At 49.3% G+C, this 17,636-nt stretch carries 13 protein-coding genes; 7 read left to right on the forward strand and 6 right to left on the reverse strand.

Annotated elements, in window-relative coordinates; genetic code table 11:
• Positions 1-538 precede the first annotated feature (538 nt).
• The 5 genes from aspA to OB13_RS01825 form a co-directional block, all read right to left on the reverse strand.
• A complete protein-coding gene (gene aspA / locus OB13_RS01805; RefSeq protein WP_461488430.1) occupies positions 539-1,948 on the reverse strand; it encodes an aspartate ammonia-lyase in 1,410 nt (469 codons plus the stop codon).
• Between the two features lie 35 nt (positions 1,949-1,983).
• Positions 1,984-3,174, reverse strand: coding sequence for a ribonuclease D (locus OB13_RS01810; RefSeq protein WP_461488431.1), 1,191 nt, complete (start codon positions 3,172-3,174; stop codon positions 1,984-1,986).
• A 159-nt stretch (positions 3,175-3,333) separates the two neighbouring features.
• Positions 3,334-3,555, reverse strand: a complete 222-nt coding sequence (locus OB13_RS01815; RefSeq protein WP_461488432.1) for a hypothetical protein — start codon at positions 3,553-3,555, stop codon at positions 3,334-3,336.
• Positions 3,556-3,956: 401 nt separating this feature from the next.
• Positions 3,957-5,687: a M28 family metallopeptidase gene (locus OB13_RS01820; RefSeq protein WP_461488433.1), complete on the reverse strand. Its 1,731-nt coding sequence runs from the start codon at positions 5,685-5,687 to the stop codon at positions 3,957-3,959.
• 205 nt (positions 5,688-5,892) lie between these two features.
• Positions 5,893-6,243, reverse strand: coding sequence for a hypothetical protein (locus OB13_RS01825; RefSeq protein WP_461488434.1), 351 nt, complete (start codon positions 6,241-6,243; stop codon positions 5,893-5,895).
• A 569-nt stretch (positions 6,244-6,812) separates the two neighbouring features.
• Here OB13_RS01825 and OB13_RS01830 point away from each other — a divergent pair.
• The 5 genes from OB13_RS01830 to OB13_RS01850 all read left to right on the forward strand — a co-directional run bounded on the left by OB13_RS01830 (position 6,813) and on the right by OB13_RS01850 (position 14,187).
• Entirely contained in the window at positions 6,813-9,569 is a 2,757-nt protein-coding gene (locus tag OB13_RS01830; protein ID WP_461488435.1) for a 2-oxoglutarate dehydrogenase E1 component, read from the forward strand.
• A 98-nt stretch (positions 9,570-9,667) separates the two neighbouring features.
• On the forward strand, positions 9,668-11,257 hold the full coding sequence (odhB, locus tag OB13_RS01835) for a 2-oxoglutarate dehydrogenase complex dihydrolipoyllysine-residue succinyltransferase (protein WP_461488436.1): 1,590 nt from the start codon (positions 9,668-9,670) through the stop codon (positions 11,255-11,257).
• Between the two features lie 208 nt (positions 11,258-11,465).
• Positions 11,466-12,869: a dihydrolipoyl dehydrogenase gene (gene lpdA, locus OB13_RS01840; RefSeq protein ID WP_461488437.1), complete on the forward strand. Its 1,404-nt coding sequence runs from the start codon at positions 11,466-11,468 to the stop codon at positions 12,867-12,869.
• A gap of 141 nt (positions 12,870-13,010) precedes the next feature.
• Positions 13,011-13,220 (forward strand): hypothetical protein, encoded by a 210-nt coding sequence (locus OB13_RS01845; RefSeq protein ID WP_461488438.1) that lies wholly within the window; start codon positions 13,011-13,013, stop codon positions 13,218-13,220.
• A gap of 175 nt (positions 13,221-13,395) precedes the next feature.
• Positions 13,396-14,187, forward strand: a complete 792-nt coding sequence (locus OB13_RS01850) for a pentapeptide repeat-containing protein (RefSeq protein WP_461488439.1) — start codon at positions 13,396-13,398, stop codon at positions 14,185-14,187.
• Between the two features lie 170 nt (positions 14,188-14,357).
• On the opposite strand, the gene OB13_RS01855 is transcribed toward OB13_RS01850, so the two are convergent.
• Positions 14,358-14,921, reverse strand: coding sequence for a hypothetical protein (locus tag OB13_RS01855; RefSeq protein ID WP_461488440.1), 564 nt, complete (start codon positions 14,919-14,921; stop codon positions 14,358-14,360).
• A 539-nt stretch (positions 14,922-15,460) separates the two neighbouring features.
• On the opposite strand from OB13_RS01855, the gene OB13_RS01860 reads away from it, so the two are divergent.
• Both OB13_RS01860 and OB13_RS01865 read left to right on the forward strand, forming a co-directional pair.
• Complete coding sequence (locus OB13_RS01860; RefSeq protein WP_461488441.1) at positions 15,461-16,180, forward strand: ABC transporter ATP-binding protein; 720 nt, start codon at positions 15,461-15,463, stop codon at positions 16,178-16,180.
• A 41-nt stretch (positions 16,181-16,221) separates the two neighbouring features.
• A complete protein-coding gene (locus OB13_RS01865; protein WP_461488442.1) occupies positions 16,222-17,466 on the forward strand; it encodes an ABC transporter permease in 1,245 nt (414 codons plus the stop codon).
• The last annotated feature ends 170 nt before the right edge of the window (positions 17,467-17,636 follow it).

Consider the following 17,636-nt stretch of genomic DNA (forward strand, 5'->3'; position numbering starts at 1 on the left):
CCCCAACGGCAAGGGGTGTTGCCGTTTATAGCCACCCTCCACCCCTGGTCCGGGAAGACGTTGATGATCAGAACGGAAGCGGGGCTGGTAGAGGTATATAGGAGGTGTATTAAGAGCGCAGGGTGATCGTAGGGCAGTAAATACAAAAGCAGAGAGAAGCATTAATAGGAAGAGAAAAGGTATAATGCAGCAATCCTTAGTAGCTTTCTTATAGGTACAAACTGGCTGCCAGCAAAACGTGCTGCTAACCATTCTGGATGGATTGAAGAGAAAGAGAAGCTCTTCTATTTGCTCTCTTACAATTAAGTAGAGGTGTGTGAGGAAGTAGTCATGATAGCTGCTTTAACAGCACTGTCTTCCTAGCTCGATAAATAGATAGTAGGTAAGATTTGTCAGCGGGAAGCCATTGAAGCAGCAACCTTTGGAAAAATCTCTTTATACCTGTATGAAGGCACAATCCTATTAATAAAATCAGTACCAAACAGAAAAGGCTCCTTAAATAATAAGGAGCCTTTTCTGTTTAGCTTAATTGTATAGATCAGAAGTTAATGAACTTCGGGTTGATCAGGTTATCCATGGAGAAGATTTCCTCCCACTTTGCCTGGGTGATTCTCTTGCGTTCCAAAACAGTTATTTCATGAATAGACTTACCGGTGGCTAGTGCTTCCTTCGCGATCGAAGATGCTTCTTCGTAGCCTAGAATCGGATTGAGTGACGTAACAATTCCAATGCTATTCATAACCATGTTCTTACAGATCTCTACGTTCGCTGTTATCCCGTCTATGCATTTAGATTGCAAGGTATAGCAGGCATTCTCCAGATAAGTAAGCGAGCTGAAAAGGCTGAAGGCTATCACAGGTTCCATCACATTCAATTGGAGCTGGCCGGATTCTGCAGCCATGGTGATGGTCATGTCAGCTCCTATTACAAAGTAAGCGGTCTGGTTAACCACTTCAGGTATAACAGGATTCACTTTGCCTGGCATGATCGAAGAGCCGGGTTGCATGCGGGGCAAATTGATCTCATTGAGGCCTGCTCTTGGGCCAGAAGATAACAGGCGAAGGTCATTGCAAATCTTGGAGACCTTGACCGCACATCGCTTCATCACACCCGATACCTGTACATAGGCACCCGTGTCACAGGTAGCTTCTATCAGATCTTCAGCCAGCACAACGGGTACTTGTGTGAGTTCTCTTAATATATTCGTTACAATCTGAGGATATCCTTCCGGGGCATTGATGGAAGTACCAATAGCAGTTGCCCCCATATTGATCTCACAGATGAGCATCTTCACTTCATCCAGGCGTTGAATGTCTTCTCTGATAGTTGTAGAGAAACCTTTGAACTCGGCGCCTAATGTCATCGGAACAGCATCCTGAAGCTGGGTGCGACCCATTTTCAATACGACTTTGAATTCCTCTCCTTTGGCAGCAAAAGACTTTTGCAAGGCCTCCAGGCTTTGCTTAAAACTCTGAATTTTCCAATACAAAGCCAGTCGGAAAGCTGTAGGGTAAGCGTCGTTCGTGGATTGAGAGCAGTTCACATGATTATTCGGGTGCAGGAAGTGATACATGCCTTTTGCATGTCCCAAATATTCAAGGCCGATGTTGGCAATCACCTCATTCACGTTCATGTTAACAGAAGTGCCTGCTCCACCCTGAATCATATCCGTTACGAACTGATCCAGATACTCGCCGGCAATCAACCTATCGCAGGCAAAGCAGATCGCATCCGTTACTTCGCGGTTCAGTACACCACATTGCTCATTGGCCAGGGCAGCTGCTTTCTTAACGTAAGCAAAAGCTTTGATAAACAACGGCTCCTTCGAGATCGGTATACCCGTGATATGAAAGTTTTCTAAGGCTCTTAAGGTTTGAATACCATAATAAACTTCATTAGGGATGTCTTTTTCTCCCAGAAAGTCATGTTCTCTTCTAAATGCATGCATGATCAGGTATAGTCGTTTTCGGTGGAGGATGTAAGTTAGTTTAGTTGATTATTGGGATCAGTCGGTGCCAGGAGAGGTATAGCCATACCCATTTCCTGAGCAGTTTGTAATACGATATCCGTCGCATATTTTTTAGTATAGCGCAACCTCCCGCTTTGACTGAAATCTGTTATCAGGCTTTGGTTGATGATGAGTTTGGATGCGTATTCTCCGTACTGCTCCATAATATGTTTTTGCACCTCAGTCAGCTGCTCTTTGCGTCGCTCTGTTTCTGGCGTCCGCATGGGCCTGTGGAAGCGATGCTCCGGATAATCGTGGCTGATATTATTCTCTTTGGCAGCTAGCTTGGCATTTTGCAAAGCCTCTTCTAACAGGCGCTCATTCTTGGGTTTCTTCAGGCTACCATGTATACCTCGGGTATGGTTCAGCCATTCATGTATATCCGTATTGGCATTGTTGGCCAGTTCCACCAGGGCGTCATTGGGTATAACGAAAGGGGAAGGCTTGTTGAACTGCTGGGCCATCTCATCCCGGAACGCAAACAGCGCCTTGAGAATGTACTGCTGGTAGTAATTCAGGCGAAAAGCGTGGCGGAGCCTGAGGTGCGGGTTTTCAGGTTCGGTATACCGGAGCTGCTCCAGCAAGTGGTTTTCCTCCTCCAGCCAGTGCATGCGTCCCTGCCGCTCGATTTCCTCCAGCAGCTTTGCCTTTATCTTATGCAGGTATATGACATCGATAGCGGCATAGCGCAGCTGCTCTTCGGAAAGGGGCCGTTTGTTCCAGTTACTGGACTGCTGCGACTTGTCTATTTCCTTGTCAAATTCCTCTTTGAGAACAGTGGCCAGCGAAGAACGCTCATAGTTAAGTATCTTGGCTGCCACATCCGTATCTACTATACCTCTTATCTGACAACCTAGCTTGTTGAGGAGCAGGATGTCGTTATTAGAGTGATGGATGATCTTGATGATCGCCGGGTTCTCGATCAGCTCAAAAAACGGGCTCAGATCTTGAATGAAAAGCGGATCAATGATATAGCAGGTGCCTTTACCGTCAGCTATCTGAATAAGGCAGAGATTAAAACCATAGGTATAGCGGTTTTGATCGAACTCCAGATCAAGGGCGAGCTCAGGGCAATGTTGCAAGTGCGTTGCCGCTTCACGTAATGCTTCATCAGATGCTATGACTACAATAGCGACACCATCCTCTGTTAAAGGTAATTTTTCCATTGGCTAAATTTAAATAAGTATTAAGCCATATCCGCATCTTCTGCCGCTTTTTCTTTGTGTACGATCCTTGTCCTATACCACATATACACAGGGGCAAGCTAAAAAAAGAGGTCTCTGCCACGAATGACAGAGACCTCTTGCATGAGTGATCTGTATGTATTACTGTACTGGTTTCTCTTCCGGGATATCATCCACCACACCATCATTCACGGTAGTATCCTGAACGGTAGTGGTGTCAGTGTCCATGTCTGTATCCATATTCGTGTCAGTTTCTACTTCGTCGACAGTATCAGTTTCAGTAGCTGTATTATTATCAGTACCGCAGGCTGTAAAGGCAAAGAATGCAAATGCTGCGAAAGCTAATTTTATTGTCTTTTTCATAATTTTCTATATTTGATGAAACAAGAAATTTGTACTTGTTTATACCGCTTATACGGTTAGGTAACCCAGGGGATACTAAAAAATTATCTATTTCTTAGGTGAACGAATTAAAACAGTGGGTGAAGGATATAATTTTACGAAGGAATGACTGCTTGCGATTTCAAATATCCAGCCATGCGTTCCTGCTAAAACAGTTTTGACTAGCACTTTTTTAAGCTGATTCAGCTTTGTAGCGTAAGTCGGTACGCACTGCGACGCTTGTCTTGCTTGCATGTTTGTCCGCTTTGATGAATTGACTCAACTCAGGTATAGGTCAGGTATAGGAAGGTAGCATGATGAAATAAAAACAGCCTCCTGCTTTGGGTATAGCAGGAGGCTGTTTCAAAGTAGCTAGGTATAAACTATTGCCTGGTGGCAGACAGCATGGAATCGCGGCGGGCTTTAAACTCAGTGCCTTCTTTCCACTCCGGAGAAGTAGCGCCGTTTGCCACCCGATAGCCCACCCGGAAGAACAGCTGCAGGTCTTCAATTGCTCCGTCCAGATTCCAGTCATCCCGCACCTCGTCACTTACTTTATGATAATCAGCAGCCGTATACTGTTCCTGCTTCTTGGTAATAAAGTCAGCCGGCTGACCACGACCTATGACACCGGACTTGGCGTATAGCGCCGGCACCCCCTGCTTGGCAAACTCAAAATGGTCGGAACGGTAGAAGGAGCCTTTTTCTGGGGAGGACTCCGGTACAATATGCCTGTTTTGCGAATGGGCTGCCTGGGCCAGTATTTCCTCCAGCGTCGAGTTGCCATACCCGATCACCACGACGTCTTCTGTAGGGCCATAAGCATTGAGCACATCCATGTTGATGTTGGCCAGTGTCTTGTTGAGCGGGTAGAGTGGGTTGGTAGCGTAATACTTGGAACCCAGCAGACCTTTCTCTTCCGCTGTCACGGCCAGGAAGAGAATAGAACGCTTTGGCTTCTCAGACAATGCAGCAAAAGCTTTGGCCAGTTCGATAAGGCCGGCTGTGCCACTGGCATTGTCCATCGCACCGTTGTAGATCTGATCTCCCTTCAGTTTGTTATCCTTGCCCAAATGGTCCCAGTGAGCGGTATAGATGATGTACTCGTCTTTTAGCTCCGGGTCAGAGCCTTCCAGCTTCGCGATCACATTGCGGGACTCAATCTCGCGCAGTTGGTTCTTAATCGTAAAATTAGCCTTTGCTTTCAGGGGAACAGGCTTGAATCCTTTCTGTCTGGCTGCATTCTTCAGCTGGTCAAAATTAGTACCGGCAGCGGTGAAAAGTTCTTTCGCTTTGCTATCAGTTATCCAGGATTCAACGGCAAGGAGGCCCATATTTTTGTCCGGATTGCTGATGTCAAAGTTTTCGCGGCCCCAGCTGCCGGAGACTACTTCATAAGGATAGCCTGCCGGGCCAGTCTCATGGATGATAATGGCAGCTGCGGCTCCCTTTTCGGCCGCTATCTCATACTTATAAGTCCAGCGTCCATAATAGGTCATGGCTTTACCTCCAAACATGGTGCTATCGAGCTGGTCCGGATTGTTCGGGCTCGGGATAGGCGGATCATTGATGAGCATCACGATCGTTTTGCCTTTTACATCCAGGCCTTTGTAGTCATCCCAGCCATACTCCGGGGCCACGATGCCATAGCCCACAAAGACTATGTCCGAATTGTTCACATTGACATCCTGCACAAAGCGACGGGATACGGCAACATAGTCATTGGGAAAACTCAGGTTGATGGTCTTGCCCCCGGCTGTGAAAGATGCCTTCGGCTGGGCTGTGAAACCAAACATAGGTACCTTCTGGACAAAGGTGCCATCCGGATTGCCGGGCTGTAACCCCAGGCGCTTGAATTCACGGGTAAGGTAGTTGACAGTGGAGTCCTCTCCGGCAGTACCGGGGCCACGCCCTTCAAAAGCGTCGGATGCCAGTACCTTGGTATGCTTCAGAAGATCACTTGCATTTATACTTTGCAGGGCCGGTTGCAGGTTGGTGCTGTCGTTTTCTGCTACCTGTTCTTTCTCTTCCGTTTCGGCTACTTCCCGGGAGCTTTCGGTACAGGCGAAAGCCAGTAGGCCGAGCAGTGCCGCATAGGCAATATTCTTTTTCATAGTAGGTGTTGATTGATAAGCTATTGAAGATAATACTTTAATCCATGCCTATAGTTACAACACGCTATATTTTAGTCAAGCAATAGCATTAGAGCAACAGAAACTCCAGGTGCAGTTCCGGGACTGGAAGCACAAAGCTAATCTAAGTAATCTGGCTGATGCAGGGATGGGAATGAAAGATTGTGCGGAAGGGCTGCGCGTAAGATCAGAACCTGTAGTAGATGCGGTTCATCCGGTTATCATAGGGGTCATACCCGGGGCGTGCTTTAGAGAAGGATTTCTCGAGCAGTTTAAAGTGGCTTATATTTTTCAGCAGAAAAACCCTCCAGCCTGTCTCTGCCTTGTGAGGTTCTACGCCGACGCTGATCCAGCCATAGAGGCAGTCTTCATCAGCCTTGTTTTTGCCGACCAGGTGAGGCTCCACTACCAGAATTTTGTTTTCGTAGCTCAACTGAATGAGACGCCGGGCTCCGATTGCCCCTGATAAATCCTCCAATAGTTTGCTATACATAAACTCCACATTTTTCCAGACTTCATCAACCAGCACTAAATCCAAAAGCTGCAGCGTTTACAGGTATACTCTTGCCTGATGGGGCTGTCTAACTGCTACTACCAGGTATGCTCCGATCCGTGCTAACTGTATGATATGAAATTAGTTAGAGTATTAGCCTAAGCAAAGGAAACTTTATGAGCCAAAGTAACACCCGGGTTGAAGGGAAGGTATAGGCTTTTCTTTGTTTTAAATCAAACACAGGCTGTTTTAGTATGGATAGAAGTGTAAAGTGCTGTGTAAAAGTAACATGCATTTTGCAGCCTACTCTATCAAAGAGTACCTTATAAATAGCGGCTTCTGTCTTCTTCTGTTATGTAAGCCTCGCTATCCTTCCCGAAACTGCTCTTTTCCGCCTTTGATCCTGTTTTTTTGCGGAACTATGCAGCACTGCAATGTCTACTCGAGCAGATGACTTCTTAGGGCTTTAGAAAAATGCTAATGTATATGGATTGTCTTATATTGTTGCAGGTATACGGTTGATAAAGAGGAGTATTTGCTTATGCGAATGCATAAAGTTTGATTTATTGTAAATACTCTTAACTTTGCCTTTACACACAGCCGTAAACCTAATTATGGATAAATATACCTACATCGCAAATGCGCACGGGGCTTATATTGATGAGTTATACAAAGCTTATCAGCAGGATCCTGAGTCGGTAGACTTCGGATGGCGCAAATTCTTCGAAGGCTATGACTTCTCTACCGCCTACAACGAAAACGGGCATGAAACGGATGGCGCAGTTGTAGCTGCACCTGCCAAGGCTCCCGCTGTAGCCGGGGAGTCCGATAAAGAAGTTGCGGTTCGCAATTTTATATACGCTTACCGCAGCCGTGGCCATCTTCGCTCCAAGACCAACCCGGTGCGTGAGCGCAAAGACCGCAAGGCAATGCTGGACCTGAAAGATTTTGGTCTTTCTGAATCCGATCTGGATACGGTCTTCCAGGTTGGGGAAATAATCGGCATCGGCCCTTCCAAACTGCGTGACATTGTATCCGCAGTACAAAAGATATATGAAGGCCCTATCGGCTACGAGTACATGTACATCCGTAACCCGGAAGTGCTGCAGTGGCTTCAGAATAAAATAGAAAACGAGTCCCTGAACTTCAACCCAGGTATAGAATACAAGAAGCGGATCCTTTCCAAGCTGAACGAGGCGGTTGTGTTTGAGAATTTCCTGCACACGAAGTTTCTGGGGCAGAAGCGTTTCTCGCTCGAAGGTGGCGAAACCACTATACCTGCGCTCGACGCCATCATCGACAAGGCATCTGAACTGGGTGCACAGGAAGTCGTAATAGGTATGGCACACCGTGGCCGCCTGAACGTGCTGGCCAACATCATGGGCAAAACCTATGAGCAGATCTTCTCTGAATTTGAAGGTACAGCTGTGCCGGACCTGACCATGGGTGACGGGGACGTGAAGTACCACATGGGCTTCTCCTCTGAGGTCGATACGCCATCCGGGAATAAGGTTAATCTGAAACTGGCTCCCAACCCCTCGCACCTGGAAGCGGTGAACCCGGTGGTAGAAGGTTTTGTGCGTGCCAAGATCGACTGCATGTATGAGCGCGATCCTCGTAAGATCGTGCCGATCCTGATCCACGGTGACGCTGCTGTGGCCGGCCAGGGTATCGTGTATGAAGTAACGCAGATGGCCAAGCTGACAGGCTACCAGACCGGCGGTACGATCCACTTTGTGATCAACAACCAGGTAGGTTTTACCACTGATTTTGAGGACGCCCGCTCTTCGATCTATTGTACCGATGTGGCCAAGATCATCGACGCACCCGTGCTGCACGTGAACGGCGACGATCCGGAAGCTGTGGTGTTTGCCGTGCGTCTGGCAACCGAGTACCGTCAGATGTTCGGCAACGACATCTTCATTGACATGGTATGCTACCGTCGCCACGGGCACAACGAGGCCGATGAGCCGAAGTTCACGCAACCCCATCTTTACAACCTGATCTCCAAGCACCCTAACCCGAGAGAGGTATACAACAAAGAGCTGATCAGCCACGGTGATATAAGTGCTGAGCTGGCCCTGAACATGGACAAGGAATTCCGGCAGTTGCTGCAGGATCGCCTGGACATGGTGAAGCAAAAGCCATTGCCTTATAACTACCAGTCCTTGGAAAAGGAATGGCAGGAGCTGCGCCGTTCCAAGCCGGAAGATTTCAACCAGTCTCCCGAGACCGGCATTCCGGAAGAAATTGTGGCCAAGGTAGGAGAGGCGCTTTCCAATGTTCCGCAAGGCTTCAAGCCGCTCAAGCAGATCGAGAAGTTGCTGAAGGAGCGGAAGGAAATGTTCTTCGAAAGCCGCCAGCTGAACTGGGCTGCTGCCGAATTGCTGGCCTACGGGTCTATCTTGGCAGAAGGAAAAGTCGTGCGCTTAAGCGGTCAGGACGTGCAGCGTGGTACTTTCTCGCACCGGCATGCCGTGTTGCGCGATGCCAATACCAGCGCTCCGTATTCGAACCTGAACTACATACAGGAAAACCAGGTAAAACTGGAAATTTACAACTCCCTGCTTTCGGAGTATGGCGTCCTGGGCTTTGAGTTTGGCTATGCGATGGCTAACCCGAATGCTTTGGTCATCTGGGAGGCTCAGTTTGGTGACTTCGCCAATGGAGCGCAGGTGATGATCGACCAGTTCATTGCAGCTACCGAGTCGAAGTGGCAGCGTATGAACGGTGTGGTCATGTTGTTGCCGCATGGCTACGAAGGACAGGGACCGGAGCACTCCAATGCCCGACCTGAACGCTTCCTGCAGCTGGCAGCTGAGAACAACATGTTCGTGACAAATATAACAACGCCGTCTAACTTCTTCCACTTTCTGCGTCGTCAGCTGGCCTTGCCATTCCGTAAGCCTGCTATCAACATGGCGCCCAAATCCCTGCTGCGTCACCCGAATGTGGTTTCTCCGGTTTCCGAGTTCACGAAAGGCAGCTTCCGGGAAGTGATCGGAGATGGGTATGCTTCGGCCAAGTCTGTGAAGAAAATACTGCTTTGCACCGGCAAGGTATACTTCGACCTGCTGGAAGAACAGCAGAAGAACAAGCGCAAAGATGTGGCCATCATCCGTATGGAACAGCTGGCGCCATTCCCGAAAGTACAGTTAGAGGCAGAACTCAGCAAGTATAAGAACGCGAAGGTATACTGGGTACAGGAAGAGCCTGAGAACATGGGCGGCTGGATGTACATCCTGCGTATCCTGCGCAACGGCGTAGAAGATGTAGTGGCCCGTAAAGCCAGTGCCTCACCTGCCACAGGCTACAACAAGATACACGCCAAAGAGCAGCAAGAGCTCGTTGAACGCGCGTTCGCAATCTAAATGGATGGGCGGGTATAAGGGGGAATCCAAAGCGATTTAGGCTTTTGTACCTGCTCATTCGTAAGTCATAATTCGTAATTCATAATTGATAAAAAAATATGAGCTTAGAAGTTAAAGTGCCTGCTGTAGGTGAGTCGATCACCGAGGTAACCATAGCCCAGTGGCTAAAGAAAGACGGCGATCGTGTGGAGATGGATGAGGTGATAGCTGAGCTGGAATCTGATAAAGCCACATTTGAACTGCCAGCCGAAGCTGCAGGCATTTTACGTATTGTTGCGCAGGAAGGTGATACCATTGAGGTAGGCGCTACGATCTGCCGCATCGAGCAAAATGGTGCAGCAACCAGCGCACCCGCTGCGCCAGCTGCGGCAGCATCGGCTCCTGTTGCTCAGGAAGCTGCTGCTCCGGCCCCTGCAGCCCCTGATGCGCAAGGTGCCGGCGAAACAATAGAAATGAGAGTTCCAACGGTAGGCGAGTCGATTACAGAAGTAACGATTGCCAGCTGGCTGAAGAGCGACGGAGACCGTGTCGAAAGGGACGAAGTGATCGCAGAATTGGAATCAGATAAAGCCACGTTTGAACTGCCAGCCGAGGCTGCCGGAACCCTGCAGATCGTAGCCCAGCAAGGCGATACCGTTGAGATCGGTGGCTTACTTTGCCGCATCGTGGCGGGTACTGGCGCGGGCGCTGCAAAAGCAGCCACTCAGCCAGGCGCTCCTGCCGCACAGCAGGCTGCACAACCTGCTACCGCTGCTCCATCAGGCGCTCAGACCTATGCTTCCGGCACCCCATCGCCGGCTGCAGGCAAAATTCTTTCAGAGAAAGGCATCAACGCTGCTGATGTGCAAGGTTCAGGGCGTGATGGTCGCATCACCAAAGACGACGCGCAAAACGCACAAACAAGACCAGCTGCACAGCCTGCTGCTGCCCCTGCCGCGGCTCCGGTTGCCAGGCAAGAGGCGACTGCTGCCCCTGCTGTAGCCGGTGAGCGCAACCAGCGTCGTGAGAAAATGAGTTCACTGCGCAAGACAGTGGCCCGCCGTCTTGTACAGGTGAAAAACGAAACGGCCATGCTCACTACCTTCAACGAGGTAGACATGAAGCCGATCATGGACATCCGCGCCAAGTACAAAGACAAGTTCAAGGAGAAGCACGAAGTAGGACTGGGCTTTATGTCCTTCTTCACCAAGGCATGTACCGTCGCCCTGCAGGAGTGGCCGGCTGTGAATGCACAGATCGATGGCAATGACATGATCTTCAATGATTTCTGTGATATCTCCATTGCCGTTTCTTCTCCGAAAGGTCTGGTAGTTCCGGTCATCCGGAATGCAGAGCAGTTATCGCTGGACGGCATTGAAAAAGAAGTTATCCGTCTGGCTAAGAAAGCACGTGACGGTAAATTGTCGATCGAGGAGATGACAGGTGGTACGTTCACTATCACCAACGGTGGTGTGTTCGGTTCAATGATGTCTACCCCGATCATCAATGCGCCGCAATCGGCTATACTGGGTATGCACAACATCGTGCAGCGCCCGGTTGCTGTCAACGGACAAGTAGAGATTCGCCCGATGATGTACCTGGCTCTTTCCTACGACCACCGCATCATCGATGGCCGTGAGTCGGTAAGCTTCCTGGTACGCGTGAAGGAGCTGCTCGAAGATCCGATGAGATTGCTGTTAGGCGTATAATTTATTGAGATAAGGAAGGAGGGGTAAGCGGCAAAGTTTGCTCCTCCTTTTTATTGTAATCTCACAGGATGAATACCCACCCTAACCCCTCCAGGGAGGGGAATTAGGGTACTGCAGAAAATCCCCTCTCGGGAGGGGCAGGGGTGGGTTTACAAAAGCAGAGAAATCAAATGCAAACCGAGAGCCTGGCTCTCAAAAGTATAAGACAATGAAATACGATGTAACCGTAATCGGTTCTGGTCCTGGTGGGTATGTGGCAGCGATCCGTTGCGCGCAACTAGGGCTCAAGACTGCCATTATTGAAAAGTACAATGTATTAGGCGGTACCTGCCTCAACGTAGGCTGTATCCCTTCCAAAGCGCTGCTGGATTCGTCTGAGCACTTTCACAATGCGGCCCATACCTTCAAGGAGCACGGCATCGAACTGGAAAACCTGCAGGTAAACATCCAGCAGATGATCACCCGCAAAGCAGGTGTAGTGACGTCCAATAACGACGGCATCGCCTTCCTGATGAAGAAGAACAAGATCGATACGTACTTTGGTCTTGGCTCCTTTGTGAGTAAAAATAAGATACAGGTAACAGGTACAGACGGAAACGTGCAGGAGATCGAGACCGATAAGACCATCATCGCGACCGGTTCAAAGCCAACCTCACTGCCCTTCTTACCAATCGACAAGAAGCGCATCATCACATCGACAGAAGCATTGGAGCTGACAGAAGTTCCGAAGAAAATGATCGTGATCGGCGGTGGCGTGATCGGCCTGGAATTGGGTTCGGTGTATGCGCGTCTGGGTACAAAAGTACAGGTGGTGGAGTACCTGGATTCCATTATCCCGACCATGGACCGGTCGCTGGGCAAAGAACTGCAGCGCATCTTGAAGAAAACACTTGGGTTCGAATTCTTCTTCAACCACAAGGTAACCGGCGCCACCAATGAAGGCGAAGCGGTGAAAGTAACGGCTGAAAATCCGAAGGGTGAAGTTGTAACATTTGACGGCGACTACGTGCTGGTATCGGTTGGCCGCAAGCCCTACACCGAAGGCCTTGGTCTGGAGAACGCGGGTGTGCAGCTGGGCGAGCGCGGCATGATCGCTGTGAATGACCACCTGGAAACGAACGTACCTGGCATTTACGCCATTGGTGACGTGGTGCGCGGCGCTATGCTGGCGCACAAAGCCGAGGAAGAAGGTGTGCTGGTAGCCGAGCAGATCGTAGGGCAGAAGCCGCACATCAACTATAACCTCATCCCGGGTGTGGTCTATACCTGGCCGGAAGTAGCGGGTGTTGGTTTTACCGAAGAGCAGCTGAAGGAGCAGGGAAGAGCTTTCAAAACCGGTTCATTCCCGTTCAAAGCCTCCGGCCGCGCCAAAGCGTCTATGGACACCGACGGTTTTGTGAAGGTACTGGCCGACAAGGAAACCGATGAGATTCTGGGCGTGCACATGATCGGGCCGCGTATAGCCGACCTGATCGCAGAAGCTGTAACTGCAATGGAGTTCCGTGCTTCTGCCGAGGATGTTGCCCGCATGAGCCACGCACATCCGACCTATGCCGAAGCTATGAAAGAAGCCTGTTTAGCTGCGACAGATAACCGTGCGCTTCATATCTAGGTAGCATTTTGAGTAAATCATACAGAGGCATCATCCTGCAAGGGTGGTGCCTTTTTCTTTTATAGTGTTATATATTGATCCAAACCGATGGGGGAGCTTTTACGTTATACCTGAATATGAATAAATAAATATAGCGCTACCATGGAAAAGCTGAAGCACCTCTCCGGAAAAACGATCAGATTGATTTTTGCATTTGGCTTTTTTCTTCCCCTTCTTCTGGCAGGCTATACCGGCGGCAGCATCGGCGCAGATGTTTTGGAGGCCGCCATGATCTTCTGCATGGTTTTCCTGTTCAGTTTCTTTTCTTATTGGATAGTCGCCAAAGTGGTGGTGCAGTTGCTGGAGGAATAGTCCGGCTTGTTGGCCTGCGCAGGTATAGCTATACCTGCCTGCTCACGGCCCGGACCAGTGCCGGGTATACCCAGCAGTATAATATTTTTCCGTGAGGCAACCTTTCTGCTTCGGCTCTCATCTTTAGGTCAGGAATCAATAAAAACATATCCTCTAACCTTAAGCAGATATTCCGATGAAAAAAGTACAGCTACTCTTTCTTTTGCTGATGTTGCCGCTTCTGTCCTGGGCTCAGACCAAGGTCAATGCGTCAGAAGTTCTGGCCAAAATAAACCGTGGGGAGACCGTTTCTTACAAAAATGCCGAGATCGTAGGCGACCTGGACATGACCAAGTTGCAGAACATGAAGCTGAAGAAGGATAAGTCTGATAAGTACAGCACCCAGGAGCACATCAGTACGGTAACGGCACCCCTTACTTTCACAAACTGTACTTTTAAGGGCGATGTGCTGGCCTACTTTAATCCCGATAAGGGAGCCCTGAATATAAATAACTCGTCTAACGAAGTATACAATACAAATTTTGAGCGGGATGTTCGGTTCGAAAACTGTGTATTTGAAAAAAAGAGTGAGTTTAAATATGCTGAATTCAAAGGGCAGGCATCGTTTAGCGGGAGCCGTTTCTCAGATGAGGCGAATTTCAAGTATACCAAGTTTTCCAACCCCGCTGATTATAGCCGGGCCACGTTCGGCGGCGAAGCCAATTTCAAGTACGTAAGCTTCCCTGGTGCAGCAAACTTCAGCAATGCAACTTTCAGCAAAGAAGCCAACTTCAAGTATGCGAAATTTCCTGATGGCGTGAACTTCCAAAAAGCGACTTTCGGCGGGCTGGCCAATTTCAAGTATGCAAAGCTAGCGGACCCAATGAAGCTCCAAGGTGCTGCTTTCAAAGGGGGCGACGACTTTAAGTATACTCAGCTAAATAATCAGAAAGCAAACCTGTCAGCTTTGATGGAGAGAAGCAAGTAATTTAAGCATACCTATACGCTACACAAAGAAAGCCACCTTCTTCAAGGTGGCTTTCTTTGTGTAGGAGATTTTTCCATTTCTGATCCTTTGTGTTCGGGTTTTATGCTGGTTTGCTTTCACGAAAATCAAAGCAGCTTTTGTTTGAGGTAAGCTTACAAGAGCAGCAAAGGCTAGTCTCCCAGCAGGGTGAGTAAGCTGGCAATTCCTCCGTTCGCTTCATGTATCTGAACAGGTGGCAGCTCCAGCCACAGCGCCCGCACCTGGTTTATCAGTTGCAGGTCTGTTTCTGATCCTGCAGATCGCTTGGCTGCTATCCGTGTTGCTACAGCTGTTTTGAGGGTGTTGGCTTTTACGCGTAAGGTATGGCGCGCATACCGGCCCGGATGCAGATGCGCATACCTGCCTGCCACTATACCCCAACGTAGAATCCATTCTGAGTTGTCAGAGAGCCGGACGGTGCTGTAATCTGATTTTGTTGCGGCAAGGTATAGCCGGTAAGCTTCAGCTGTCAGGAGCTCTTTTTCTCCGAGATAAGCGATCACTTCCTGCGCTATCTGCTGTGCCGTAAGATCCCCGGTATAAAAGTCCAGCTGCGAGCTACCTATAGTGCGGATGGCAGCCTTCAGGTCTGCTTCTTCAGCGAATGTATGCAGCCGGATAAACTCCCGGATATAGAGCAGGTGGTGCTTGAGTGGGTGAAAGAGAATGGGCGTGGGAAGTTCAGGTATATGCATTAGAAAAAGGATGTCTGGTCGATAGCTGCGCAGTAACATTTGATGGCCCCCTGTACCCCTGGACTCTTATGCATGAGTAAAAAGAAGCGACATCATCTTTAGTAACAAATACTATTCTTTTACGCCTTCCAGAGAGAAAATTAGTGAATCTGTAAACAAGCTGCTATACCTTAAAACTTCTAAACGTATGGTGTGTTGGTTTTTTATCCCTCTACGCAGCACGTGCTTCCTGCCAGCTGCTTACGTTTACAATAATAACTTCTCCTTCAGGCAACCTTCTCTTAGTTAGTGACATCTATACCATACCAACAGGCAAAAACAGGTATACCACTCGTTTGGTTTTTAACTTATAGCAGGAACGCTTTGGCTAAATCCTGGCTATAGGTCACTAGTTACTTGGATGGATTGGTAGTAAAACAAGAGCCGTTTGTCGATAATCGTGCGTTGTAGGTATAAAACTTATCAAATTATCTAACGCATATAGTACCTTGTATTGCAAACTAGCGTAGAATATAATTGTTGTCATTCGTTTCCCGCCTATGATTCATTTACACAACATACATAAGTATTATGCCATGGGGCATAACAAACTGCATGTCCTCAAAGGGATCGATATGCATGTGCGGGAAGGGGAACTGGTGTCTATCATGGGCTCTTCCGGCTCGGGCAAATCTACGCTGCTGAACATACTGGGTATACTGGATGATTACGATGCCGGGGAATACACGCTGGCGGGCACTCCGATCCGGAACTTGTCGGCCACGAAGGCAGCCTATTACCGCAATAAGTTTCTGGGCTTTGTGTTTCAATCCTTCAACCTGCTCTCGTTTAAGAATGCCATGGAAAATGTGGCTCTGCCGCTCTACTACCAGCAGGTAGGCCGCAAGCAGCGCAACAAGCTGGCGCTGGAATATCTCGATCGGGTTGGGTTAAAAGATTGGGCAGAGCATTCTCCAAACGAGTTGTCGGGTGGCCAGAAGCAGCGTGTAGCCATTGCCCGGGCACTCATCTCGCAACCCAAACTGATACTTGCCGACGAACCAACCGGTGCCCTCGATACTCAAACCTCCTACGAGGTGATGGATATTTTCAAGGAAGTGAACCGCAAAGGCATGACGGTAGTGATCGTGACGCACGAAAACGACATAGCCGCGCAAACACACCGGGTGATTCGCCTGAAAGACGGCCTGATCGTGGACGATGACCATGGGCAAAAGGAAGCCATACCTGCAGCAGAAGCCGTTGCTGCCAAAAGCTAAGCGGTTAACTAAGTAGCAATCAACAATCAGCCATACACAGGATGTTCGATATAGACAAATGGCAGGAGATACTGGGCACGATGCAGAAAAACAAACTGCGTACGTTCCTGACGGCCTTTGGGGTGTTCTGGGGCATCTTCATGCTGGTGCTGCTGCTGGGAGCCGGCAAAGGGCTGGAAAACGGCGTGTACAACCGTTTCGGTGCCGGCGCCAAGAATAGTATTTACGTCTTTACCGGCAAAACTGCCCTTGCCCACCAGGGTATGTCACCGGGCCGCGAGATCAAGTTTACCAACGAAGACCTGGGTGCCATCGAGCGGGATGTAAACGATGTGGATATCCTGGCGCCCCGCAACCGTGTAATGGGGGAATATACCATCAACTATAAAAAGCAGAATGGTTCTTACCAGGTGTTTGGGGCCGAACCGGGGTTCCTGGCACTGAACGGCGAACGCCCGTTCCGTGGCCGCCTACTGAACGAGTTCGACGAGCGTGAGAAGCGCAAAGTGGTGATCATCGGGGAACTGGCCAGCAAGGTACTGTTTGGGGAGGCAGATCCTATAGGCGAATACGTCAACATCCGCGGTATTTATTTTAAGGTGGTCGGTACCTTTAAAATGAGTGGTAACAACGGCAGCCGGCGCGAGGAACGGGCATATATTCCTTTCTCAACCCTGCAAACGGCTTTTAACCAACCCAACCAGGTGCAGATGATGGCGCTGGTAGCGGAGCCCGGCGTGAGCGCGGAAGCCATGGAAGACCGCCTGCGCAACCTGCTGGCGCAGCGGCACAAGTTTTCGAAAGAAGATGAGATGGCGCTGGGGATAGAAAACACCGAAAAAGAATTTCTCAAAGTAATGGGCCTGTTCAACGGGATCCGGATGTTCGTCTGGATCGTGGGCATCGGTACGCTGATTGCCGGCATTGTAGGCGTGAGCAACATCATGCTCATCATTGTGAAGGAACGCACCCGCGAGATCGGGGTACGCAAAGCATTGGGAGCGACGCCCTTTTCCATCGTCAGCCTCATTCTGCAGGAGTCGATCGTGATCACCGCTTTTTCGGGCTACCTGGGCCTGCTGGCGGGTACGGGCATCCTGGCTGGCCTCGAGTATATGATGGAATCGTCGGGAACGGAGGCACCGTTCTTTGCCAACCCGGAGGTTGACCCCAGCGTGGCGCTGTCGGCTACCCTGGTGCTGGTGATTTCAGGCGCCCTGGCCGGGTTGATGCCGGCCCTGAAAGCCGCCCGGATCAAACCGATTGAGGCGCTACGGGCAGATTAGAATTTTGAATGAGCGAATGTGTGAATATTATACTCGTGTTACTTCATTCAGAATATTGTAAAAGCAAAAGGTATAGCTAGTAGTATAGACCAAAAAAGGCAGAATAACTCTTTGCTCAGTCAAAACTTTAGATTGTAAACATTCACTCAATCACTCATTCGCTCATTCAA

The organism is Pontibacter sp. HJ8, from assembly GCF_054824225.1.

What these genes read in the sequence shown, in the direction of transcription:
- OB13_RS01860 (WP_461488441.1), top strand. Translation starts at nt 15,461, where the DNA reads ATGATTCATTTACACAACATACATAAGTATTATGCCATGGGGCATAAC.
- odhB (WP_461488436.1), top strand. Translation starts at nt 9,668, where the DNA reads ATGAGCTTAGAAGTTAAAGTGCCTGCTGTAGGTGAGTCGATCACCGAG.
- OB13_RS01855 (WP_461488440.1), bottom strand. Translation starts at nt 14,921, where the DNA reads ATGCATATACCTGAACTTCCCACGCCCATTCTCTTTCACCCACTCAAG.
- OB13_RS01850 (WP_461488439.1), top strand. Translation starts at nt 13,396, where the DNA reads ATGAAAAAAGTACAGCTACTCTTTCTTTTGCTGATGTTGCCGCTTCTG.
- OB13_RS01845 (WP_461488438.1), top strand. Translation starts at nt 13,011, where the DNA reads ATGGAAAAGCTGAAGCACCTCTCCGGAAAAACGATCAGATTGATTTTT.
- lpdA (WP_461488437.1), top strand. Translation starts at nt 11,466, where the DNA reads ATGAAATACGATGTAACCGTAATCGGTTCTGGTCCTGGTGGGTATGTG.
- OB13_RS01815 (WP_461488432.1), bottom strand. Translation starts at nt 3,555, where the DNA reads ATGAAAAAGACAATAAAATTAGCTTTCGCAGCATTTGCATTCTTTGCC.
- OB13_RS01830 (WP_461488435.1), top strand. Translation starts at nt 6,813, where the DNA reads ATGGATAAATATACCTACATCGCAAATGCGCACGGGGCTTATATTGAT.
- OB13_RS01820 (WP_461488433.1), bottom strand. Translation starts at nt 5,687, where the DNA reads ATGAAAAAGAATATTGCCTATGCGGCACTGCTCGGCCTACTGGCTTTC.
- OB13_RS01865 (WP_461488442.1), top strand. Translation starts at nt 16,222, where the DNA reads ATGTTCGATATAGACAAATGGCAGGAGATACTGGGCACGATGCAGAAA.
- OB13_RS01810 (WP_461488431.1), bottom strand. Translation starts at nt 3,174, where the DNA reads ATGGAAAAATTACCTTTAACAGAGGATGGTGTCGCTATTGTAGTCATA.
- aspA (WP_461488430.1), bottom strand. Translation starts at nt 1,948, where the DNA reads ATGCATGCATTTAGAAGAGAACATGACTTTCTGGGAGAAAAAGACATC.